Origin of the sequence: Acinetobacter pragensis, from assembly GCF_001605895.1 — a bacterium.
Lineage (GTDB): Bacteria > Pseudomonadota > Gammaproteobacteria > Pseudomonadales > Moraxellaceae > Acinetobacter > Acinetobacter pragensis.
The window spans coordinates 84,438-107,500 of record NZ_LUAW01000014.1 but is presented as its reverse complement, the minus strand read 5'-3'; the positions used below and the strand labels follow the sequence as shown (position 1 = coordinate 107,500).

Below are 23,063 nucleotides of genomic sequence, written 5' to 3'. Positions count from 1 at the left end.
TTTATACGATGCCATTTTTTGGTTTTATTCCATCTGAAGCGCTTTTAAACAGCATTGAGACTGGCCACAGCAAAAAGAATTCCAGTGAGCCGCTGTATCCTTTACGGGATAAAACAGCCCTGCTGATCAATGATGAAATTATTGATGCGACAATTCTAGGCCCAGTTCGCTTATTCCCCGCCAGTGACAAGCGCGATACAGCTGAGAAGCTGGCAGGATATGTAAAATCAACCGTTGCCGTTCTATTAAAGCAGCTGCTCAGCAAAGCTGATAATGATGTAGTCAAGCAATCGATTGAATTTTCTGAGCGGAGCTTATTTTCTGACGCTTCCGGCGCTAAACGTGTCGGGGAAGCGCTGGACAGCAGTTTAGTTGCCAACTTAAAAGCCTCTTATGCAGAGATTAAAGCTGGAAATGACATTAATAAGTCAGCATTTGCCGCATTGTACAAACAATTTGCAGAAGCGACTGTGCGTCATTTTATGAATGATTTTAATAAAACTCTAGATTTGGGCATGATTAAGCGCAAAGCCGCTGACCTCGGCTCATCTGCAGTCATTAAAGCCATTCATATCGCCATTGATAAAATCTTCCCGAACTTAACCAAAGAAGAATTAGGTGCACTGGCCGAAGCACACGACCCAATGTTCAATCCATAAGTTGCCCTGCTGGTATTGAATGAAAAAGGCCGCGCTTAAAAAGATGCGGCTTTTTTATATTCGGCAGTTGAGCAGTAATTAATATTTATCCTAGTTCGTGTTTTGCTTGATTAAAGAAATATCAGCTGCAGCGCATTGCAGCAGGCCAGCATAAATGTGCGCTTGAATAAAAATTCAAGTTTTGCGCATTAATGACTATATATGTATTTCAATCAGACCTCTTAAAGTTAAAACCCTTTATAAAGCCCTTATACACGTCTGCTTTAAATACAGCTTTGCGCATGCATGCAATCCAAACCCGAAGGTGTCTGGAGCGTGCCGCTCGAATTGATCGCTTATTAAAAACATCAAGAAATGCAGCATCGAATTGACATAGATAAAGCCATCAAAATACAAACATTAAAAAGCTGGACATATCATTAAAATTTTCAAACGGCATTCCTGTAAAAGCCTGCTTTCACCTGATTATTTCCAGCGGAAAATCGAGATAAGCATTTTTTCAATACAGTTCTTTGCAGGCAAATAAATTCTTCTACTATATATAGGTATAAATCTGCATAAATGAAGGATGAGGCTTTATCTTTTGATCAATCCTTGTCTGCTTTTATAGAACTTTTTGTTAACTTGCAGCCCATGAGTGTTATCTTAGGAAATTAGGCAACACGCCACTTAAATTCAGCATTTTTTGATGCTTTTGACATCCTCCTGCATCTTTTAGCGCATTACGGTCATTTGATACGTTTTGATAATAATTTTGGAACTCAGCCCAATATGTTTAAACAACATTTCTATAAGAAGCTTAAAACTTTGGCCTTAGCTGCTGGCGCACTTTCGATCACCAGTTTTTGCCAAGCGAATGACTTTCAGAATTCACCGCAATATTTTAATTTTAAACAAAAAACCATGCAGACCTATGGCTTAAGTGCAGAACAGGTCGATTGGGCAATGAATGGCGCAAAAAACCTGCCCAATATCATCAATATTATGAACCGTCCAGGTGAAAGCAAGCCGTGGTATGAATATAAAACCAACTTTTTAGCTGAAAGCACAATTCAGCGCGGTGTCCGTTTTAAACAGCAATATGCAGATACGCTAAACCGGGCGGAACAGCAGTTTGGTGTCCCTCAGTCGATCATCTTAGGCATTCTGGGCGTAGAAACCGGTTTTGGCGCCAATAAAGGCAATTTTGTCACCCGTGATGCGCTGGCAACGCTAGGTTTTGGCTATGAACGCCGCGGCGCATATTTTCAAGATGAATTAAGCGCTTTAATTGCTTGGTCATATAAAGATGGCGTACCGGCAAATTCAATTGTCGGATCGTATGCCGGCGCTGTGGGCTATCCGCAATTTATGCCGAGCAACATTCCTAAATTTGGCGTGGACTATGACGGCAACGGCCATATCGACTTAAGAAATTCTGCTGTAGATGCCATCGGCTCCATTGCAAATTATCTCGCGCAGCATGGCTGGCAGCGCAATCAGCCTATTGCATTTCCTGCCCGCTATTCAGGAAGCAATCCCGCAGCCGTCATTTCTGCAGATTTAAATCAGCCCATGCCATACGGCGTTTTAAAGACTCAAGGCATTAGCCCTTTGAATCCTATTGTAAAAATAGATGACTTAGACTTGGTGAATGTCATACAGCTGCAAGAAAATTATGGGCCAATTTATTACATTACTTATCCCAATTTTCAGGTGATTACCACCTACAACAAAAGCCGCATGTATGCCACTGCGCTATGGCTTTTAGGGACTGAAATTACCAGCCGCTAAGGCCGGTAATTTCCTTTGGAAAGTAAAAGTCAATAAAAAAAATTAAGAAAAAGACTACAAAACAGGCGTTTTACATATATTGTTACACTATTGATTATTTTTTAATCAATGATTGTGTGTTTTTCGTGCTTTTTTAAACTATTTTAATTAAACACTAGACAGCCTGTTGACTGCATGAATATTATCCATTTCGTCAAATGTAGTTGCAAAAGTGAAATAACAGGCAACATTGCATAAATTTCAAACAGTTGAAATTAACTGCAAAAATGCCCTTGGGAGATAAACAATGCAGTCATCACTTATTAAGTATGTCTTAGCGGTTGCCACGACGGTTGCCCTAAGCCAATCACAAGCCGAGATGGTTCAGTCATCATTTACCAATGATAACGACAATTCTCGTCTTGCCGCGCGTGCTTTAAACAAAGAAGCGCAAAGCTTTAACTCAAATTTTAAAAACCTCAGCAGCCTTTCAATCACTGAGCGTTCTGGCGACAAAATCCGCCGAGAAACAATTGCTGCAAAAATTGAAATCCCTCAAGATGAGCCTTCAGTGATTGAGAAGTTGAATACTGTTGCGTCCAACACTGTTCGCCGCTTCAGCCAAACAGGTACCGCTTCGTGGTACGGCCGTCAATTTCATGGCCGTAAAACTGCCAGCGGCGATACATTCGATATGAATGGCTTAACCGCAGCGCACCGCAGCTTGCCGCTGAACTGCTTTATTCGTGTAACGAATAAAAACAACGGTAAAAGCGTTGTGGTGAAAGTTAATGACCGCGGCCCATTCCATGGCAACCGTGTACTGGATCTTTCCTATGGCGCAGCTAAACAGCTTGGCATTACCAACTCAGGTACTGCAAGTGTCAACATTGAACGTGTAGACGGTCCGAACTCTTAAGGCTTTACTGCTGCATTTGACTTAAAAGCCGCTCTGCGGCTTTTTTTCATTTCATTGCATTTAAAAGCCTGATGCCCCACCAGCTGAACGGTAGGTTCTTTCACAAGCCCGAATAAACCGAACATCACCATAACGCACTGCATTTTCCAAACAAGCAAAATCGCCGTATGCAGGCATCCTCAGTTTAGCTTGGATGCTTTAATGCATAACCTCAAACCCAATCCGGCATACTGCGGATTTGAATATTTTGACGGCTCCGCATTTGTTGATTATATTTTACTCAGGAATAAACTGAAGCAAGGATCCCGCATGAAAACAGTCACCGAATGGTTTGATGAATACAGTGAAAGCCATCAGAACAAAACCAATAAGCTGATCCACTGGATCTGCGTACCGACCATTTATTTTTCAATCATCGGCATTCTCGCTCACTTCAGTGTTCTGCTGACGGCCCTCTTAATTGTTATGGCAATGATATTCTATGCGCGGCTGGATATTGTTTTAGCCATTGCCATGGCAGCGCTGACTTTAGTGATGGCATGGCTGATTTTCACATTGCCTGCAAGTGCAGGTCTATACATCGCGCTGTTCATTGCGGCATGGATCGGACAATTTTATGGCCATAAAGTGGAGGGGAAAAAACCTTCATTCTTTAAAGATCTTCAATTCCTCCTCATTGGCCCTATATGGTGTGTAGATGCGTATCTAGGTAAAGTTAGCTCTAAATGGAAAACCCGCCAAAAAACGCAAATGGCGAGCATTTAGCGCACTTATTTTCTAACTGGGATAAAAAAGGCTTTTTGTTTAGCTTTTTTCATCAAACCAGCCTTCTTATTTGAATTATTTTCATCTAATTATTAAAAATTGAAAAAATAAATCATTAAATAAAAAAACAGCAAACTCAGCACAATGCTGATCAGCAATTTACGCGTCATTGCGGTCACAAAAACAGCAAAAATAGCGCCATAAAAATAACTGTTGCTGATGATTCCCTTCCATTCACTGTGCTCGAAAAACACGATCGGTGTAGAAATGGAAACCATTAAGCAAGGCGCTGCATATTTCAGCATACGCAGGGTAAAATCAGGCAGTTTAATGGCTGTTTTAGGCTCCAGAAAAAGGTAGCGGTTAAAAAAAGTCACCGCAGTCAGGCCAAATAATAAAATCCAACTCATCATTTGCTCCCTCTCCAATCCAGCCATGCAGCGGCCAGCATGCCGCAAAGCCCTGCCAGCACAATAGCCGCTTCCAGTTTCAGCCAAGAAAACACCGCTGCAAAAAGCGCTGAGGCACATACGCCAACAATTGCCAGCCTGTTCTTCAGCAGCAAAACCGCCATGACCAAAAAGATGACAATAATCGAGAACTCCAAATGGAAGGTAGACAAGTTCGGAACCATTGCAGCCAGCCCAATACCTGCGATGCTGAACCCCACCCAGCACAGATAAAAGCTCAACCCGGCTCCCAATAAATATTTATAAGGCCGCTGCTCATTCAGCATAGCGGTGGCATAGAGTTCATCCGTCAGTAAAAAACCAAGGCAGAGCCGTTTTGCCAACGGCAATTTGACCGCTTCATCCCTTAAATGCAGGGCATAAATAAAATGCTGGCTGGTTAAGAAAAATATGGTGAGGACAATACTGACAGCAGATGCGCCTGCTGAAAGCATGCTCAAACTGACCAGCTGCGCGGCGCCCGCAAATACAAAAGCAGACATGCCAATCGCCTGCATTAAGCTTAATCCCGCATTGACTGCTGCAGATCCAGCTAGAATCCCCCAAGGAATAACAGCAATAGACAGCGGCAGCATATCCTGCACGCCCTGCCAAAAGCCTAAAGACGGAGTGCCCTTCGCTGAATTAGGCCATGTTTTCATCATTACGGATTCATCCCGAGTTCCAATTTCTAAAAAGAATGAATCCAAATACACTGAATTAATTGAACAAAATTGCGGTATGCATACATGCAAATATAGGAAATAGAGCGGTTTTACACACATGCTTGATGCAAATAGCTGCGCATGCTGAAAAGCTATACGGAATTTTTATGCAATATATATTGTGCAGGCGTGCAGCCCAACGACTTCTTAAAATGCCGTGTAAAATGGCTTTGATCAGAAAAACCGCACAGCTGTGCAGTTAAAGCAATGTCCTGACCCTGTTTCAGCAGTTTCAGCGATTTACGCAAACGGCATTGCACCAGCCAGGCATGCGGTGGCAATCCTGTATATTTTTTATATTGGCGCAATAAATGCCACTGGCTTAAACCCGCCATCTGCGCTAATTCGGCCAATTGATGCTCTTTTTCGGGTTCAGCGGCCAAGAATTCCTGTATAAGCTGAATTTTTTGCTGCGCTTCAGGTAAAGATTTTAAACTTTGTTTTTCCCGCGCATGTTTACCGAATAAATAGGCCAGTGTAGAAATATATAAACTTTGCTTAAATAATGCATTTTTAGGCTGCAGCAATAAATCGAACAGCAAATGCAACTGCTCCGCCAGCCCCTCATCATGCACCACGGCTTGCGGAAACCACGGGGCTGCACCCGCTTCTCTGAAAAATCCGGCGCTGATTTCCTCCATCATCTCTGGAGTCGGGTAAATCGCCCGATAGCGCCAGCCCGTGTCCACCGCTGAAGAACCGGTATGTACTTCATCCGCATTCACCAAAATAATGTCCCCTTTCGGTGCAATATGCTGACTCCCCATGGTCAAAAACGACTGAGCCCCTTCATCAATCAAACCAATGCAATAGCCTTCATGCGTATGTTTTGAAAACTGAGTCTGCTGATAGGATGCTTTCAGCAGCTCCAGCCCGCCCAGCTCTTGGACATGCCAATAATCTGCAAATTCAAGCGCTTTGTTCTCTTGCATGACTGCTCCTGCCTTATGAACACCTAACATAGCTATTTTTTAACGCGTGCATAGAACAAAATTGCTTATTGAGCTTTATCAATCGCAGCTTTTTTACTGATAAATTTTCCCATCATGCTTTAACCAGCCATCTTCGTGGCGTTTATTCGGGTCTAAATGCGTCCAATGAATAACTCCGCCTTGGCCTGAATATTCATACTCTCCATAAAATTCGACCATATCACCTTTTTGCAGATTTTGAATTCTTGGTGATAAATCAATATTATGCGCGACTAAAACAGTTTGCCCGTTGCTGAGTTTCAAAATAAATTTCTGGTGTTTTGATCCTTCTGTATCATCACGCAGTACCGCCTTGACTTGTCCGCTGGCCTGTACCTGCACATTGCTTTGCTGCTGTGCAAATGCTTGCGCAATTTTTGCAGTATCGTCCTGACGCTGATGCTGCTGTATTTGCGCAGAGTCATGCTGCACTTTGACCTCCGCAGGCAGCTGCTCCTCAGAAACATGTGGAGACGCAGACTGCTCCATTTTATTGTGCTGCAGATCAATGCCGAAATACGCCGCTGCCAGCAATGCAATAACCGCGCCTATGCCTATATTTGTTTTATTCGCCATAAGTTATCTAATGTGTAAATCATTGCGGCCATTATAAAGCAGATCAATCCTCTGATAATTATATGTTTTATGTTTATTATTACAGCCATATACAAGCAGCGGCGTATTCAGCCAAAGCCATCCATAAAAAAAGCCCCAATAAAGGGGCTTTTCTCTGCAAATAATTTAAGCCTATACAGGCAAAAAATTATTGAGCAGCAGCAGCTTGAGCAGCAGCAACTTCGTCAGCGAAGCTCATTTCTGCTTTCTTCTCAATGCCTTCACCTACTTCAAAGCGAACGAATTGAGCAACAGTTGTTGCAGCGGCTTTCAGTACGTCAGCAACTTTTTTGTCGTTGTCGATTACGTACATTTGGTTCTCAAGTACAACTTCGTTAAGGTACTTTTGAACTGAACCAGTTACCATTTTTTCAACGATGTTAGCTGGTTTGCCAGATTCAATTGCTTTCGCTTCAGCAATTTCTTTCTCTTTAGCGATAAGTTCAGCAGATACTTCAGCTTCAGTTACAGCAACAGGGTTGAATGCAGCAACGTGCATTGCAATGCCTTTACCAGTCGCAGCATCGCCAGAGTAAGCAACAACTACACCAATTTTCAGACCGTGTTTGTAAACTGCAAGGTTTTCGCCTTCAACAATTTTTGCACGGCGAACTTGGATGTTTTCACCGATTTTTTGAACAAGCGCAATACGCGCTTCTTCTACAGTGTGGCCATCTTCAAGTTTCAATTCTGCAATTTGAGCAGGATCAACAACGCCAGCAGCAAGTGCGGCAGCAGCAACTTTAGCAGAGAAACCAGCAAAGTTTTCGTCTTTAGCAACGAAGTCAGTTTGGCAGTTTACCTCTAAAAGAAGCGCTTTGTTGCCTTCCTGAGCGATAGTGATTGCGCCGTCAGCTGCAATGTTGCCCGCTTTTTTAGCCGCTTTTGCTTGACCAGATTTACGAAGGTTATCAATCGCTAATTCGATATCACCGCCCGCTTCTGTTAATGCTTTTTTACATTCCATCATTGCAAGGCCAGTACGGTCGCGCAATTCTTTAACCATGCTTGCTGTAACTGCAGTCATGTTTATCTCCTAGATTCGGTAGAAAATGAATTCTTTTTAGAACAGAAACGGCCCAGAGGATACTCATGGGCCGTCTGCATACATGACGCTTACATTGCCACCATCACATGTCGCAAAAATGACAAGCTTGCGTCAAACGCATTAAGCCTCTGGAGCTTCTTTAACGTCTTCAGCTTTTGCTTGCGCATTTGCTTGTGATTGAGCATATTCTTTACCAGCAAGAATCGCATCAGCCATAGCAGAAGCATAAAGAGTAACTGCACGGATCGCATCATCGTTACCAGGAATAACGTAATCTACGTTGTCTGGGTTAGAGTTTGTATCAACGATACCGATTACAGGAATACCCAGGTTTTTAGCTTCTTTGATTGCAATTGCTTCGTGATCAACGTCGATTACGAATAATGCGTCAGGTAAACCACCCATGTTTTTAACGCCGCCAAGACCGCGTTCAAGTTTTTCCATCTCACGAGTACGCTCTAAAGCTTCACGTTTAGTCAGCTTAAGGAAAGTACCGTCTTGAGATTGAGTTTGAAGGTCTTTTAAACGGTTGATTGACTGACGAAGAGTTTTCCAGTTAGTCAACATACCGCCTAACCAGCGGTGATCAACGTATGGTTGACCTGCGCGCTGAGCTTGCTCACGGATGATGTTAGAAGCAGCACGTTTTGTACCAACGAACAAAACTTTGTTCTTTTTGCTAGCCAAGTTGTTAGCAAAGTTCAAAGCATCATTTAACGCAGGAACAGTGTGCTCAAGGTTGATGATGTGAATTTTGTTGCGCGCGCCGAAGATGTATTCGCGCATTTTTGGATTCCAAAAACGTGTTTGGTGACCGAAGTGAGCGCCTGCTTGAAGAAGGTCGCGCATGCTTACGTTGTAATCTGCCATTTTCTTTACCTTAAAGTTTGGGTTAGGCCTCCATATATCCGCATTCTCCACCCCAAAGGGCACCCAGAGAAATGTGTCGATATATGTGCGGATTTTATTGCCCCATCGCACAAAGCCCGTGAAATTTATTCACGAAAAAGCATTTGATAAAATGGGCGGCTATTTATACCATAGTCACATACAAATTTCCAAAAGTTTTTAAAGATCATGATCAGTACTTACGAAGCCCCCCGCCGTTTAATTAAAACACCAGACGAAATTGAAAAAATGCGTGTGGCTGGACGGCTGGCTGCAGAAATTCTGGATATGATCAAACCGCATATTGTTCCCGGTGTGACTACCCTGGAACTTGATACGATTTGTCATGACTATATTGTCAATAAACAGGATGCAATTCCAGCGTGTTTAGGTTACGGCGCAGCGCCGGGCCGCCCAGCATTTCAGCACGTGATTTGCACGTCAGTGAATCACGTGGTTTGCCACGGTATCCCATCTGACAGCAAGGTGCTGAAAAAAGGCGACATCTTGAATATTGATGTGACTGTCATCAAAGATGGCTATCACGGCGACACCAACATGATGTACATCGTCGGCGGTGAAACATCAATTCTTGCAAACCGCTTATGCAAAGTAGCTCAAGAAGCCATGTACCGCGGCATGGAAGTCGTTAAGCCGGGTGCAACCATTGGCGACATTGGCCACGCAATTCAAAAATATGTGGAATCTGAACGTTTTGGCGTGGTTCGTGAATATTGCGGTCACGGTATTGGCACGGTTTTCCATGACGAGCCGCAAGTGCTTCATTACGGCCAGCCCAATACTGGCATGATTTTAGAAGAAGGCATGACGTTTACCATTGAACCGATGGTTAACGGCGGTGACTGGAAAACTAAATTATTAGGCGACAAATGGACTGTTGTGACTAAAGACCACAGCCTGTCTGCCCAGTATGAACATACGCTGCTGGTTACTAAAAACGGTGTTGAAGTGCTGACTGCGCGTCAAGAAGAAGACCTTTCCCGTTTTCAAAAATAAGCGGCGCACATAGTCCTGTAAAATATCCTAAAAGACCGCTTACGGGCGGTCTTTTTCACATCTATTGAAATGATGCGCACTATATTGCCCATACGGCTCCAGCTATTATCCATTGCTGCCATAAATAATTTAAGCTTCTAGCCGCTGCATCAGCGATATAAAATGCCTTGCAAACAAGCATCTGCGCACAGCATTGAAGCGAACCTATCAATTTAATTAATTCGTAATGCCAAGATTTTTCTATTTTTTATTCACTTGAATAATGACCATTGCCTTTTTATAGACTTTTTTTAGATTGGCGCAAATCTCACTCCCCTTTATGCACCATTTTAGGCTAAGATAGTGTGCTTTTTAATTTTTAATCCCTATAAGAAGGAATACTGCCGTGGACGTACGTCTCTCTGATCGTGTAAATGCCATCAAACCGTCCCCAACTCTTGCGGTAACGAACAAAGCAGCTGAATTAAAAGCTGCGGGTAAAAACGTTATTGGTTTGGGCGCTGGCGAACCTGATTTCGACACACCACAACACATCAAAGATGCAGCAATTGCAGCGATTAACAACGGCTTTACAAAATACACCGCTGTTGACGGTACTCCTGGCCTTAAAAAAGCAATTATTGCGAAATTAAAACGCGACAATAACCTTGAATATGCTGCAAACCAAATCTTGGTTTCTTGCGGCGGCAAACAGTCATTCTTTAACTTGGCGCTGGCTTTGTTAAACAAAGGCGACGAAGTGATTATTCCTGCACCTTACTGGGTAAGCTATCCAGATATGGTGATCATCGCTGAAGGCGTTCCTGTTATCGTAAAATGCGGTGAAGAACAGCGTTTCAAAATCACGCCTGCTCAATTAGAAGCAGCGATTACAGACAAAACCCGTCTTGTTGTTTTGAACAGCCCGTCTAACCCAACAGGCATGATCTACACTAAAGCTGAATTAGAAGCTTTGGCTGATGTTCTTCGTAAATACCCAGAAGTTATGGTTGCTTCTGATGACATGTACGAACCAATCCGTTGGGATGATGAATTCTACAACATCGCGACTGTTGCGCCTGACCTTTATGACCGCGTAATCGTTCTGAACGGTGTGTCTAAAGCATATGCAATGACTGGCTGGCGTATCGGCTATGCAGCGGGCCCTGCTAAATTGATTGGCGCAATGAAAAAAATCCAATCTCAATCAACGTCTAACCCGACTTCTATTTCGCAAGTTGCTGCAGAAGCTGCGTTGAATGGTCCTCAAGATGTTCTTGAGCCAATGATTGAAGCATTCAAACGCCGTCATGACTTAGTAATGGCTGGTTTGAACGACATCAACGGTATCTCTTGCCTACCTGCTGATGGCGCATTCTATGCATATGCAAATATCAAACCATTAATTCGTGCAAAAGGTTTAAAATCTTGCACAGAATTCTCTGAATGGCTACTAGAAGAAACTGGCGTTGCTGTCGTTCCTGGCGATGCATTCGGTCTAGGCGGCTTCATGCGTATTTCTTATGCAACTGCTGACGAAGTACTTGTTGATGCGCTTGCACGTATCAAGAAAGCGGCTGATTCAATCGAAGGCGTTGACGCTGCGATTGCTTCAATTGCTGCTGAAAAAAAAATAATTTAAGACTTAGCGCTTAGATTTTTAAAACCCCGCAAATTTCGCGGGGTTTTTTATGGTTTGAATTTAACAGCTTCAAAACATGTACGATTGAATCATTTCCCTTAGTTTTCTAAACATTCTTTTTCTCTGACGAAGCCCAAATCACCAAGCCAATCCCAGCCAAAACAATTGCCGCTGAAACTATAATGCGCAAACTCAAAGGTTCACCTATAAACAATGCGCCGCCAATAATGGCCAAACATGGTACAGACAGCTGCACGCTGCTGGCCGTTACACGGTCAATCTGCTTCACAATGGCGTACCACAGGACATAAGCGCCGCTGGACGCTAAACCGCCTGACAGCATGGCTAAAACCATTCCTCTAGGCTGTACAAAACTCTGACTGTAAAAAACGATATAAGCCAGTAAGACAAAAGGAATCGCCATAATGAAATTCGCCAAAGAACTGGCCATCGGATTCTGCATATTTTTACCCGCGATGCTGTACATGGCCCAGCCAATTCCTGACAGCACCATAACCGCAGCATAAATAAGATTTGGCGCAGATGCCCCCGGCAGCAGCAGAATGCATATGCCTAAAATTGCAATTGCCAAGCCAGTGCCGCGGCGCGCATTGATTTTTTCACCATGACAGATGCCATAGCCCACCATGCATAGCTGAACTGTACCAAAGAGCAGCAACGCCCCCACACCGGCATCGATATGCACATAAGCCAAAGAAAAAGCGACTATATACAATGCAAGAAAAAAACCGTTTTTAATATTCCATTCTATTTTGTCTATATTTTTAGAGAATAAATAAAGCAGCAGCAAAACCGCCGCTCCGCTGCCGACCCGAATCAGACTAAAACTCATCGGGTCAATCTGCTGTTCAGCCAGCGCCAAACGGCATAAAACTGAATTTGCCGCAAAAGCCAGCATGGCAATGCAAATTTTAAACAGCATGCTTGAGCATCCTTATCCAATAGCATGATGCTATAGATATATCGAAACTATCCCATTAAATCTATATCGTTTTTCTGATTCAATTTATAAACATTACAGATGACTGAATCCTGCAATTCAAAAACGCCATCATTCATCTTACCTTATTAATCTTTTTCATCTTGGGAGAATAACGCCACGACATCTGCCTCGGTCAGCTGTTCTCTGGAATATTTAAACTGGTAAAAATCAGGCTTATGGTCAATATAGATTTCAGTCGTCAGTTTTAAATCCTCCGGCGGCTCCTGCAGCGCAAAGACATTAATATTGCAATAACTGCCGTCCTGCGTACGCCAAAACAGCGTTGTTCCGCAGTAGCTGAGAACCCGCGCTCGCCCCATTCAGATGACTTAAACAGGCTTAAATACGCTTGATCCTCAAACCGTAAACTGCCGGGCTCAATATCAATACTCATCAGCACACCGCTGGATTGCTGCCGGCACATAGAACAGTGGCAAGCATGCACATCATGATTTTTTAATTCTGCTTCAAAAACAGTTTTAGCGCATAAACAGCTCACTTTCATCTTTATTCCCTCTGTCACTTTTTAAAATTCGAATGCCAATCTAAGTATTCTAAAAACCGCTGTTCATCATGGCTTCTTTTTATATATAAAGCACATACAAAAAGATGGCTAAGTTTTAATCATGAATTTTGAAACAATAATCTCTTTGCAATAACACATGCTTAAACTTTAAAATACAGCAACACTCTCTTATAGAAGTGATCAAGCACGTCATGCGCTATAAAATTATCGATGTTTACCAGAAAGAAAATCTGAAGCACTACATTGCAAAAAGCTTAAAGCCCCGCTCCCCTCAATTCATTATTATTCAAAGTACTCAGACCCTCTGCCTGAATTTAGATATCATTGATGTCAATCCTAAAACAGCTGTGACAACGTGGGCGACAGGCGAAGAAATTGCCATGAAAATCCTGCGCCAATTTGACAGCTTTGATAAAGCCTATCTCACCTAATACAGACCAATAAATGTACTGATGAATTCAAAACTGCGCATTGACGCCCGCGGGTGAATTTTGTTTAATAATATTAAGTTCCAAAAAGGAACTAGATGTTAAATAAATACAGGAAGAACAGAATGCATCCAAAAGAAATGACAGGACTACAGCTATTACAGGCCATGTGTGACGGCAAAATCCCCCCTGCAAGCATCAGCGAGACAATTCCTATGCAGCCTTTTAAAGTTTCTGAAGGAAGCATCAGCTTTAAAGCAACAGCAGATCACCGTCATTTAAACCCGCTGGGCAGCGTACATGGCGGTTTCGCGGCAACTGTTTTAGATTCAGTGACTGGCTGCGCCATTCATACTATGCTGGAAGCTGGCGTAGGCTATGGCACCATCGATTTAAATATTAAAATGTGCCGCCCAATCCCTCAAAACAAAGAGCTTTTGGCTGTCGGCACACTGATCAATATCAGTAAGAATTTAGGCATTTCAGAAGGGAAAATTCTAGATGAAGACGGCAAGCTGTATGCCCATGCCACTGCAACGTGCATGATCATCCGCCCTTAAGCTTTTATGTTCAAAATAGAACACTGCTCTACCCGTCTGAGACTCATATAAAATCAATGCTGGGATAGATCTTCTGCTGCGCAGCTGAGTCTCCCAGCGCATTGCATTTGGCCTCTTAGATCAGCTGCGGCAATGGTTTTACTTGAGGTTTTGGACGGTTTAAGCTTTTAAAGATGCAGTAGAACTGAAATAAGCCTTCCAGATTGAATGCTTCACGCTGCGAGCCTTGAATGGACCATGCCTGTGCTGCATTCTGACCTGTCAGCAAGTTGCCTTGCAGGCAAAATACATAGCGGTCAAACTCAGGCGCAGGCTTCGCTTTATCGCGTAAAACAGTATTGATTAATGGCGCTTTTTTTGTATTTACAATCCATTTATCACTTAGCCACAGCTGCAGTAAATCCCCCAGATACAGCGGCTGTCTTGCAGCCGGCCATACATGAATATAGGCATCTTCTACGGGCGTAAAGTATTGTTCAGCATTCTGCAGAATTGAAAGATACTGGTCTTGATAAGATTGAAAATTTGAAAATAGATGAGAAATAGTCAGCGCATTCATTCGCTTTCTCCTGTTTAGCCATTTTAGTGCTGGCAAGTTGGTTTAAATCCACACCGTTTAAGCTCGCGCTTAAACTCTCTGTTGTTAAAATCAGACTAGCAAGTGAATTTTCCTATTGCAAGGCTTTCCGGCTGTAAATTTAAAAACCGAACTCTTTTGTTTAAATAAAAAGCATATAGTTCAAAAATGATAGAAAGATGACAGTTTTCACTTGACCCTCTAGGAAATCTCCTTATAATCGCATGCAGATTCTCCAATAGCTCAGTCGGTAGAGCGACGGACTGTTAATCCGCAGGTCCCTGGTTCGAGCCCAGGTTGGAGAGCCAAATTCTAAAAGCCCACGCATTATGACGTGGGCTTTTTTTATTCCTGCATTTATCTTTTATCACCTGCTTTTCAGTTTTCAGTTTTCAGTTTTCAGTTTTCAGTTTTCAGTTTTCAGTTTTCAGTTTTCAGTTTTCAGTTTTACCAACTTAATCGAAAGATGCAGCATCTCTGCCTAAACTCATTTTTAAGACAAAACGGCATAAATAATGAAAAATATAAGCCAATGAATTTACCTGTATCGAACCCGCAGAGCCTTCTCCCCCCTCCCTTGCATAACTTTAAAATGCAGCGGCTTAGGCCATATCTGGCTCGAATGCAGCCGCCAGCATGGCATCAAAATATAGGCCCATTCCGCTATGACTGTTTTACTGTCCACCTGCCTTACATTCACACGCCGCGGTAAAATGCTGCATGTTGATTATTTTTACTTCGATTAAGCAGCAATTTCGAGTTTTTTCAACATTCTGTCTTGACCTTATGGGCTGAGGTGTCTAGAATCCGCTTCAGATTCTCCAATAGCTCAGTCGGTAGAGCGACGGACTGTTAATCCGCAGGTCCCTGGTTCGAGCCCAGGTTGGAGAGCCAAATTTTAAAAGCCCACGCATTATGACGTGGGCTTTTTCTTCGGTATAGCAAAAGTTCCTGTGTTCGATTTATCTCAAAGTATTTTTTTTATCATTGGCTGTCTGGCAAGTTTTGCATTAATTTGCATTCTGTTTCCTCGTCTGTTTTTCAGCAAACAGAAATATTTTCCTAAACGTGTCATTACCCCCTTTGAAAGCAAAATGTACACACGCCTAATCAGTGCTTTTCCGCAGCACCATGTTTTAGCGCAGGTGGCGTTCAGCGCATTAATTACCAATCAAAATTATAAAATCCGCAATCAGTTCAACCGTAAAGTGACTGACTTTGTACTGCTGGATAAAGACTGCAATGTCGTCGTGATTATTGAACTGGATGATCCAAGCCATCTCGGCAAAGAAAAAGAAGATGCAGAGCGAGATTCCATGCTGCAGGAAGCCGGTTACCGCGTGCTGCGCTACACCAGCATCCCTAGCATACATAATTTGCAGAAAGATATTCTGTAAGGCGCTTCCTAAATATCCCTATTTTATCTGCCCGCTTATCTCAGCAATTCTTAACCCTTCCGGCAACACTGCAATAAAAAATCCCAGACACTGTGCAGCGGCTAGGATTTTTCACATCAAAGGGAAGAATTAATCTTCAAATACTTTGGCCTGATGAATGAGCTGCAAAAATGCCGCTCCATCCTGTATTTGATTGGCGCTCAACAGGGCCAGCTTGACCAGAAACAGCTCGCGCTTTTGTTCCGGCACAGCATCTAAAGTTTCGGCCAGCAGGTCATAGACTTGTTCTAAATCTGGAATGGAAATAGCATTCATGCAGCAGCTCCTTCGGCAGCTTGAAGAAATTGTTGAAACGTTTGTGTAATGGCATTTTCACGATAAGTCATCCAGCGGCCATTAATATGATGCCCTGGGCGCACGAGATAAATCGCTCCAGTTTGGGCAAACAGGCGCTCAGCCGCAATATTTTCTTCAATCATGAAAGTCTTGTCTGCCCCATTCACAGTAACGCCGTCCTGTGCCAAAGCAATAATTTGGACAGGCACACCTTGCGCTTTCAGTGCTTGAATTTCAGGCTGCAGCTGTGCAGGAAGCTGGCCGTGTTCGGTCAATGCCAGCACTGTGAATTTTCCTGAAATGGCATTATACAAATAATCGCCATCGGCAAATTTCAGATTGGGAATCAGCGCGCCATTTTCGGTCAATTCGCTCATTTGCGCATTATCATCATTCTGGCTGTTCAACGGCGAATGCGTGTAGGCATGCGGGCGCGATGTGCGCCAATGATACAGCGGACGCACAAACTCGTGCTCCAAAGACAACGAAAGCACCGCATTGCGCAGCAGACGGTAACCTTCTGTCGGCGGCGCCATAAAGCGGGTGGATTTTCCAGCCTCTGCAATAATTTCACGGGCTGCGCCCACGCGGTCACAGCTGTAGCTCTCTAAAAGCTTTTCAGCCGCCCAGCCCTTCACCACTGCTGCCAGTTTCCATGCCAAATCCTGCGCGTCCTGAAAACCGGTATTTGCGCCGCGTACACCAAAAATCGGCAACAGATGCGCGGCATCACCGGCAAAAACAATCCGGTTATGCACATAATTATCCAAGGTCAGCGCCCGCGCAGAATATACCGTGCTCCAGTCCATTTCCCATTCCAAATGATCTTTGCCAATCATCTTGAGCTGATCATTGACGGCTTTATGCAAGTTTTCCGGCAGCAAAGCCTCTTCTGGAGAAACAGCAGGATCGAGCTGATAATCAAAACGCCAAATACTGTCGGGCTCACGGTGCATCAGAATGGTATTGCCCGGATTCCAGTCTGGAGAGAAGTAAGCCAATCGCTCTGTTGGATAATCTAATTTTATACGGATATCCGCAATGACAAACCGCCCTTCGTAGCTTGCACCTTCCATCCGCAATTTCATGCGCTCCCGAATTGGGGAACGCCCGCCATCCGCTGCCACCACCCACTTCGCAATATGCTGATAAATGCCTTCCGGTGTTTCGATGCTTAAGGTGACTTGATCATCCGCTTGCTCATGATCGACGACTTTATTGCCCCAGCGCACTTCTATGTTCGGCTGTTTGTGAATGGCTTCCAGCAGAAAATGCTCCAGCCAGTTTTGCTGCAGATTGTTTAATGGCGCAAATTGATCATGTTCATTGACCGGTGATGCCATGCGAAAAGCGATTTGACCTTTATAGATTGAATTGCCGTGCGTCCAAGGCAGCGCTTTAGTCATAATGCCTTCAGCAGCGCCCGCAGCCTGCAAAATCTCCATGGAACGCTTGGTGTAAACCAGTGCGCGGCTGCCTTCAGAGAGCTGCAGTTCGGCTGACATTAAAATAACTTTGACGCCCTGCTTGGCCAGCAGTAAGGCGGCAGTCATGCCAATTGGTCCGGCACCGACTACGGTGACGGTTTGATCATCTACCGTTTCAAATGAAGCGCCATGATAATGCGGAAAAACTTGATAATTGTAATACAGTGATTTTCTTGGCTCTGCCGCTGGAAAATGCATATTGAACTCCTTGTCTTCATTACAATAAATAGATACCTAACCACTCAACCTGCTGGCTGCAGCGGCATGCTGTTTTTTAATTCAATCGAATTTTCTTCTGTATTTCTGCGGTACTCTTGGCTTCCACGCAAGCCAAGGACATAAAATCCCAGCAATAAAATGCTTAACACTGAGCAAAGCATCCAAACGACAGTGAATGAACCTGTCGCGGCGGCAATCATTGAAATTGCCGGAACGCCAGTGGCAATACCCAGTGTCTGAAAGCGCAAGCAGATACCGTAAACTTCGCCATAATATGCAGGGCCATAAGTTTTGGAGGCCACAACAGCCGGCGTTACCGTGCCTATGCAGTTGCCAACGCCCCAAAACATCACACCAAATAGCCCCAGCATCCACATATCTGCAGAAACAGTAAAAATAAAAGCCGTACAAGTCAGTAAAACCGATGCCGCCACCAATGCAGTCGTTTTAAGCGATCCAAATTTGTCGTACAGCCAGCCTAATCCCACTTTTGCAAAAATCATAATGCCTAGCGTGATCACCAGCAGCGTTGATGCCTGCTCCATGCCAAAAGTATTTTGCAGATAAACCGGCAGCTGCAGCACAATACCGCCGCCGACAAAACCCACCAAAAATTGAGCCGCCAGCATAGACCAGAAAAAAGGCTTTTTCTTTAATACCGCAGGCGCCAAATGCACAAGCGCGATTTGATTTTCCGGCACAGACTGCTTAACCGCCCGCGCTTCGCCATATGCTTTTAAGCCCATGCTTTCTGGGCTGTCTTTGATGATAAAGACAATCAGCACGGCTCCTGCTGCAAACATGATCGCCGCCACCGTCTGATAAGCAAACGCCAGACTGAAATGCTGAATGCAGTAGGTAATATATTTACTTAACACCATTCCAAAGAATGCACTGCCCGAAAGCGCAATGCTCATCGCCAAGCCTTTCTTTTCTGCAAACCAGCGGTTCACCAATATATTGGGCGGAATAAAAGTCAAACCTGTAGAAAAAAATCCGAACAGCGCCGCTGTGACATATAGCACCATGATACTGTTGACCATGGAAAATGCGGCATAACTCAAGCAAAAACCTGTTAAGAAAAACAATAAGGCTTTTTGGGTATGCGCCTGCAGGATTTTTCCAACTTTGGGCGAAAACAGCATTACTGTAATATTGATAATTGTCGAACATAAGGCAAACTGCGTTGCACTGATACCAGCCTGCTGCGTAAATGCATTCAGGTAAATATTGAAAGTGGTGATAGTTAAAGCAATGGCTGTGCCTGAAACCGCCATAAGCGCCAGCACAATCCACCAGCCGTAAAAAAATGGATTTGAGGTTTTCTTCATTTTGCTTTCCCTAGTTCCTTGCATACTGTCTGCCCAAGGAAAGCAAAGGCTTAACCTTGAGAGATAAATTCCGTGAGCGCTGCGGCAGTTCCTTTTAAAGCCTCAACTTTTTCATTTTTAAAATCTATGGGTAAATGGCCTTCCGCACCTAAAGCGGCAATAGCGAATTCAATTTCACCATGGCGGTTAAACACCGGCACACACACCGCATTGACGCCTGCCAGCAAATCTCCTGAAACTGTCGCCGCGCCCATCTCGCATATACTGATTTTCAGCGCTTTGAACTCATCCCAGTTGGCTGGATAAACCTGCTGTCCCAGTTTTTCGCGCTGCTGCCATTCCTTGTCCAGCAAAGGCCGAACAATATCTTCTGCCATGTAGGCAGCATAGGTTCGGCCTGTTGCCGAATTCAGCATCGGCATGATTGAACCCACCCGCGTAATAACGGAAACTGGCTGATCTGGCTCAATCCACTGCACTACTAAGGGCCCTTGCGATGTCCATTTGCTGATTTGCAAACCGCAATTAATTTCACGGTGCAGCGCATGAATCATCGGCTGAGCCGCTTGAATCATATCTGTCCGCTGAATACAGATCAGGCCTAAACGCCATGCCTGATCTCCCAGCGCATAACGCCCATCCGCCAGCTGCTTGGCATAACCCGTCCGCACCAGGCTCACCACATAGCGGTGAACCTTTGCCGGATGCATCGACAAATTTTCAGAAAGTTCTTTCAACATCATAGGCGTACGGTGCGCAATAAGCGCATCCAATACATTCAAGCCTACTTCTAAGGACTGCACGCCGCCTTGTATTTTTTCTTCAGACATCCGTCTTTAACTCTCACTTTAATGATCAGCATTCTACGCGAAGCAGTCTGATTGAAAAGCGCTAAACACAAAATTGGCCGCAATAAACTTTTAAGCAGAGCTCCTGAGATATCGATTAAAATTCTATCAAATTACGAAATACATAATTAATTTATATATTGCGTAATTTATAAAAATGAGTATGATGAGATTAATCGCAAAAATCAAGACTTCTTAGACCTTAGGCTAAAAAATTTAAAAAGTACTTCTAATTTATATACTTATTAATTTTTTAAATTATTCAGACTGCTGAATATGCGCCCTGCTTTGAAGCCTTGATGGTTTTATTTTTCATGCAAACTTGTCAAAGCACATGGATTGCCTGCATCGCTACAAGGAATTTAGACATGACTCGCCCATTGAAATCATTTATAGACATTGCCGAAAACTCAGATTTTCCTATTCAAAACCTGCCCTATGGCATTTTCAGTGAAACCAAAGATGGTGTCCGCCGTGCAGGCACTGCCATTGGTGAATGGGTATTAGATTTAGCTGCGCTCGAAGCAAAGGGCTATTTAAGCATTCAAGACGGAGAAAATTTTTTCGCGCAAAGCACGCTGAATAAATTTATTGAATCCGGCAAAGCCAACTGGTCCAAAATCCGTGCCGAGCTGCAAGACTTATTGTCTGCAGATAATGCTGAACTGCGTGACAACCAAGCACTGCGTGACCAAATCTTCTTTAAGCAAGCAGATGTGACTTTGCATTTACCTGTGCATATTCCAGGCTATACCGATTTTTATTCATCTAAAGAACATGCGACCAATGTCGGCTGCATGTTCCGCGACCCTAAAAATGCCCTGCTGCAGAACTGGTCAGAACTGCCTGTCGGCTATAACGGCCGTGCAAGTTCAGTGATTGTCAGCGGGACAGATGTCGTCCGCCCATCTGGCCAAATTAAGCTGCCAAATGCAGAGCGTCCGCAGTTCTCGGCTTGCCGTAAACTCGACTTTGAATTGGAAACCGGCTTTATTGTCGGCAAATCAAATAACCTCGGTGAACCGATTGCTATTGAAAATGCATGGGATCACATTTTTGGCATGGTGCTGTTCAATGACTGGTCTGCACGTGACTTGCAGCAGTGGGAGTATGTGCCGCTCGGTCCGTTCAATGCCAAAACATTTGCATCATCCATCTCACCATGGATTGTGACTTTAGAGGCTTTAGAGCCATTTAAAACATCTTCTCCAGTGCAGGAACCGCAGCCTTTGGCGTATTTGCGTGAAGACAACAGCAGCAACAGCTATGACATTCATCTGTCTGTTGAAATTCAGGCCGATGGCGCCGAACAAGCGGATGTAATTTCCGAAACCAACTTTAAATATATGTACTGGTCGATGGCGCAGCAGCTGACGCATCACACTATTGCAGGCTGCAATATGCAAGTGGGAGATTTGATGGGTTCTGGCACTATTTCAGGCCCTACACCAAATTCGTATGGTTCATTGCTGGAAATCACTTGGAATGCGACGAAGCCTTTAACGCTGTCCAATGGCGAAGAACGCAGCTTTATTCAGGACGGCGATACGCTCATTATGAAAGGCTTCTGTGAAAAAGATGGCCTGCGCATCGGTTTTGGTGAAGTCTCAGGCAAAGTTCTGCCGGCTTTGAATTTTAATTTCGCAGATTAAGCTGAAAGGATCATAGCCATGAAACTTTACAGTTATTTCCGCAGTTCAGCCGCTTACCGCGTCCGCATTGCACTGAATCTGAAACAGCTGGATGCAGAGCAAAAGCCGGTGCATTTACTGAATAACGGCGGCGAACAGCACAGTGAAGCTTACCGTGCAGTCAACCCAAGCGAATTGGTGCCTGCGCTGGCAGATGATGATTTCATCCTGACACAGTCGCTCAGCATTTTGGAATATTTGGAAGAGAAATATCCAGCGCACAGCATTCTGCCGCAAGACTTACAGCTGCGGGCGCTTGCCCGTGCATTCAGCATGAGCATTGCCTGCGACATTCATCCGCTCAACAATTTACGCGTGCTGCAGCATTTAAGCGGCGTACTGGGTTTAAGCAATGAACAGAAAAACGAATGGTACACGCATTGGGTCAAAGTTGGATTTGACGCTTTAGAAGCGCAGCTGGTCCACTCCAACGGCAACTTCTGTTTTGGCGAGTGCCCAAGCATTGCTGACTGCTGTCTGATACCGCAAGTCTATAACGCGCTGCGCTTCAATATTGATCTAGCAGCGTATCCAAAAATTCAATCTATTTATGCCCACTGCAATGCATTGGATGCATTTCAACAGGCTGCGCCTGAAGCGCAGCCAGATGCGGTTTAACCGGTTATTTCGTAAATAAGGACATTCAACATGGCAATTCAAATTGAAAAAATTCACCACGTGGCTTACCGCTGTAAAGATGCCAAAGAAACCGTGGAATGGTACAAAAAAAACCTGAACATGGACTTTATTCTTGCATTTGCAGAAGACCATGTGCCATCGACTAAAGCCTTTGACCCGTATATGCATTTATTTTTAGATGCTGGCAACGGCAATGTTCTAGCCTTCTTTGAACTGCCGACTCAGCCGGAAATGGGCCGTGATGAAAACACCCCGAAATGGGTGCAGCATATTGCGCTGAAAGTTAAAGACCGTACTGCCCTAATTGAAGCAAAAGCGCATTTGCAAGCCAATGGCGTAGACGTATTAGGCATTACCAACCACGGCATTTTCCATTCAATTTACTTCTTTGATCCAAATGGCCATCGCTTGGAACTGGCGTATGATGATGAAAAAGCGCCTGAAAAAATTGCCATGATAACGGAAGAAATGAAGCATGACATGCTTGAACAGTGGTCTAAGACCAAACGCGCGCCTGACCATACACACTTCCTGCACGCCTCTGAATTAGACAATAATTCAGCTTCTGCAAAAATAGATGCTTAAGATCAAG

Annotated in this window: 24 protein-coding genes, 2 tRNA genes and 1 pseudogene; 14 read left to right on the top strand and 13 right to left on the bottom strand. The window is 44.0% G+C overall.

Annotated features, from left to right (window positions below):
* Positions 1–8: 8 nt before the first annotated feature.
* From AZH43_RS05920 to AZH43_RS05905, 4 genes are all read left to right on the top strand, one after another.
* Positions 9–659, top strand: a complete 651-nt coding sequence (locus AZH43_RS05920; RefSeq protein WP_067667562.1) for a hypothetical protein — start codon at positions 9–11, stop codon at positions 657–659.
* A gap of 771 nt (positions 660–1,430) precedes the next feature.
* The gene (gene mltB, locus AZH43_RS05915) at positions 1,431–2,432 is read left to right on the top strand and encodes a lytic murein transglycosylase B (protein ID WP_067667561.1); all 1,002 of its coding nucleotides are present in this window, start codon (positions 1,431–1,433) and stop codon (positions 2,430–2,432) included.
* Positions 2,433–2,718: 286 nt separating this feature from the next.
* Positions 2,719–3,330: a septal ring lytic transglycosylase RlpA family protein gene (locus tag AZH43_RS05910; protein WP_067667560.1), complete on the top strand. Its 612-nt coding sequence runs from the start codon at positions 2,719–2,721 to the stop codon at positions 3,328–3,330.
* A gap of 309 nt (positions 3,331–3,639) precedes the next feature.
* On the top strand, positions 3,640–4,095 hold the full coding sequence (locus AZH43_RS05905; protein WP_067667702.1) for an Mpo1 family 2-hydroxy fatty acid dioxygenase: 456 nt from the start codon (positions 3,640–3,642) through the stop codon (positions 4,093–4,095).
* Between the two features lie 92 nt (positions 4,096–4,187).
* Here the strand turns inward: AZH43_RS05905 and AZH43_RS05900 are convergent, their stop codons facing one another.
* The 6 genes from AZH43_RS05900 to rpsB form a co-directional block, all read right to left on the bottom strand.
* Entirely contained in the window at positions 4,188–4,505 is a 318-nt protein-coding gene (locus AZH43_RS05900; protein ID WP_067667701.1) for an AzlD domain-containing protein, read from the bottom strand.
* Positions 4,505–5,209, bottom strand: coding sequence for an AzlC family ABC transporter permease (locus tag AZH43_RS05895; protein WP_067667558.1), 705 nt, complete (start codon positions 5,207–5,209; stop codon positions 4,505–4,507). Before AZH43_RS05895 ends, AZH43_RS05900 begins: the two co-directional genes overlap by 1 nt.
* Before the next feature lie 152 nt (positions 5,210–5,361).
* Complete coding sequence (locus tag AZH43_RS05890) at positions 5,362–6,201, bottom strand: AraC family transcriptional regulator (RefSeq protein ID WP_067667700.1); 840 nt, start codon at positions 6,199–6,201, stop codon at positions 5,362–5,364.
* 93 nt (positions 6,202–6,294) lie between these two features.
* Positions 6,295–6,816 (bottom strand): DUF3465 domain-containing protein, encoded by a 522-nt coding sequence (locus AZH43_RS05885; protein ID WP_067667556.1) that lies wholly within the window; start codon positions 6,814–6,816, stop codon positions 6,295–6,297.
* Between the two features lie 187 nt (positions 6,817–7,003).
* On the bottom strand, positions 7,004–7,882 hold the full coding sequence (gene tsf, locus AZH43_RS05880; protein WP_067667554.1) for a translation elongation factor Ts: 879 nt from the start codon (positions 7,880–7,882) through the stop codon (positions 7,004–7,006).
* Between the two features lie 141 nt (positions 7,883–8,023).
* Positions 8,024–8,773: a 30S ribosomal protein S2 gene (gene rpsB, locus AZH43_RS05875; RefSeq protein WP_067667552.1), complete on the bottom strand. Its 750-nt coding sequence runs from the start codon at positions 8,771–8,773 to the stop codon at positions 8,024–8,026.
* Positions 8,774–8,980: 207 nt separating this feature from the next.
* Between rpsB and map the strand changes: the two genes are divergently transcribed.
* Together map and AZH43_RS05865 are read left to right on the top strand one after the other, a co-directional pair.
* On the top strand, positions 8,981–9,808 hold the full coding sequence (gene map, locus AZH43_RS05870) for a type I methionyl aminopeptidase (protein WP_067667551.1): 828 nt from the start codon (positions 8,981–8,983) through the stop codon (positions 9,806–9,808).
* A gap of 385 nt (positions 9,809–10,193) precedes the next feature.
* Entirely contained in the window at positions 10,194–11,429 is a 1,236-nt protein-coding gene (locus tag AZH43_RS05865; protein ID WP_067667549.1) for a pyridoxal phosphate-dependent aminotransferase, read from the top strand.
* A gap of 106 nt (positions 11,430–11,535) precedes the next feature.
* On the opposite strand, the gene AZH43_RS05860 is transcribed toward AZH43_RS05865, so the two are convergent.
* On the bottom strand, positions 11,536–12,372 hold the full coding sequence (locus tag AZH43_RS05860) for a DMT family transporter (protein ID WP_067667546.1): 837 nt from the start codon (positions 12,370–12,372) through the stop codon (positions 11,536–11,538).
* Between the two features lie 146 nt (positions 12,373–12,518).
* Positions 12,519–12,937: pseudogene (locus tag AZH43_RS05855) on the bottom strand (GFA family protein).
* 212 nt (positions 12,938–13,149) lie between these two features.
* Between AZH43_RS05855 and AZH43_RS05850 the strand changes: the two are divergent.
* Positions 13,150–13,389 carry a hypothetical protein gene (locus AZH43_RS05850; RefSeq protein ID WP_067667544.1) on the top strand — a complete coding sequence of 80 codons (240 nt, stop codon included), beginning with the start codon at positions 13,150–13,152 and terminating at the stop codon, positions 13,387–13,389.
* A gap of 122 nt (positions 13,390–13,511) precedes the next feature.
* Entirely contained in the window at positions 13,512–13,946 is a 435-nt protein-coding gene (locus AZH43_RS05845; protein WP_067667542.1) for a PaaI family thioesterase, read from the top strand.
* 115 nt (positions 13,947–14,061) lie between these two features.
* Here the strand turns inward: AZH43_RS05845 and AZH43_RS05840 are convergent, their stop codons facing one another.
* A complete protein-coding gene (locus AZH43_RS05840; protein ID WP_067667540.1) occupies positions 14,062–14,505 on the bottom strand; it encodes a hypothetical protein in 444 nt (147 codons plus the stop codon).
* A 250-nt stretch (positions 14,506–14,755) separates the two neighbouring features.
* Between AZH43_RS05840 and AZH43_RS05835 the strand changes: the two genes are divergently transcribed.
* The 3 genes from AZH43_RS05835 (at position 14,756) to AZH43_RS05825 (ending at position 15,920) form a co-directional block, all read left to right on the top strand.
* Positions 14,756–14,831 (top strand) — tRNA-Asn (locus tag AZH43_RS05835).
* A 510-nt stretch (positions 14,832–15,341) separates the two neighbouring features.
* Positions 15,342–15,417, top strand: a tRNA-Asn gene (locus tag AZH43_RS05830).
* A gap of 59 nt (positions 15,418–15,476) precedes the next feature.
* Complete coding sequence (locus AZH43_RS05825) at positions 15,477–15,920, top strand: DUF2726 domain-containing protein (protein WP_067667699.1); 444 nt, start codon at positions 15,477–15,479, stop codon at positions 15,918–15,920.
* 129 nt (positions 15,921–16,049) lie between these two features.
* Here the strand turns inward: AZH43_RS05825 and AZH43_RS05820 are convergent, their stop codons facing one another.
* From AZH43_RS05820 to AZH43_RS05805, 4 genes are read right to left on the bottom strand one after another with little or no spacing between them, the layout of a single operon-like run.
* The gene (locus tag AZH43_RS05820) at positions 16,050–16,235 is read right to left on the bottom strand and encodes a hypothetical protein (RefSeq protein WP_067667538.1); all 186 of its coding nucleotides are present in this window, start codon (positions 16,233–16,235) and stop codon (positions 16,050–16,052) included.
* The gene (locus AZH43_RS05815) at positions 16,232–17,941 is read right to left on the bottom strand and encodes an FAD-dependent monooxygenase (RefSeq protein WP_067667537.1); all 1,710 of its coding nucleotides are present in this window, start codon (positions 17,939–17,941) and stop codon (positions 16,232–16,234) included. The genes AZH43_RS05820 and AZH43_RS05815 overlap by 4 nt, the downstream gene beginning before the upstream one ends.
* A gap of 44 nt (positions 17,942–17,985) precedes the next feature.
* Entirely contained in the window at positions 17,986–19,293 is a 1,308-nt protein-coding gene (locus AZH43_RS05810; protein ID WP_067667536.1) for an MFS transporter, read from the bottom strand.
* 50 nt (positions 19,294–19,343) lie between these two features.
* Positions 19,344–20,123, bottom strand: coding sequence for an IclR family transcriptional regulator (locus AZH43_RS05805; protein ID WP_067667534.1), 780 nt, complete (start codon positions 20,121–20,123; stop codon positions 19,344–19,346).
* Between the two features lie 386 nt (positions 20,124–20,509).
* On the opposite strand from AZH43_RS05805, the gene fahA reads away from it, so the two are divergent.
* The 3 genes from fahA to AZH43_RS05790 are packed head-to-tail and all read left to right on the top strand — an operon-like array spanning position 20,510 to position 23,056.
* Positions 20,510–21,793 (top strand): fumarylacetoacetase, encoded by a 1,284-nt coding sequence (gene fahA, locus AZH43_RS05800; RefSeq protein ID WP_067667532.1) that lies wholly within the window; start codon positions 20,510–20,512, stop codon positions 21,791–21,793.
* A gap of 18 nt (positions 21,794–21,811) precedes the next feature.
* Positions 21,812–22,450, top strand: coding sequence for a maleylacetoacetate isomerase (gene maiA / locus AZH43_RS05795; RefSeq protein ID WP_067667530.1), 639 nt, complete (start codon positions 21,812–21,814; stop codon positions 22,448–22,450).
* A 30-nt stretch (positions 22,451–22,480) separates the two neighbouring features.
* On the top strand, positions 22,481–23,056 hold the full coding sequence (locus AZH43_RS05790; protein ID WP_067667529.1) for a VOC family protein: 576 nt from the start codon (positions 22,481–22,483) through the stop codon (positions 23,054–23,056).
* The last annotated feature ends 7 nt before the right edge of the window (positions 23,057–23,063 follow it).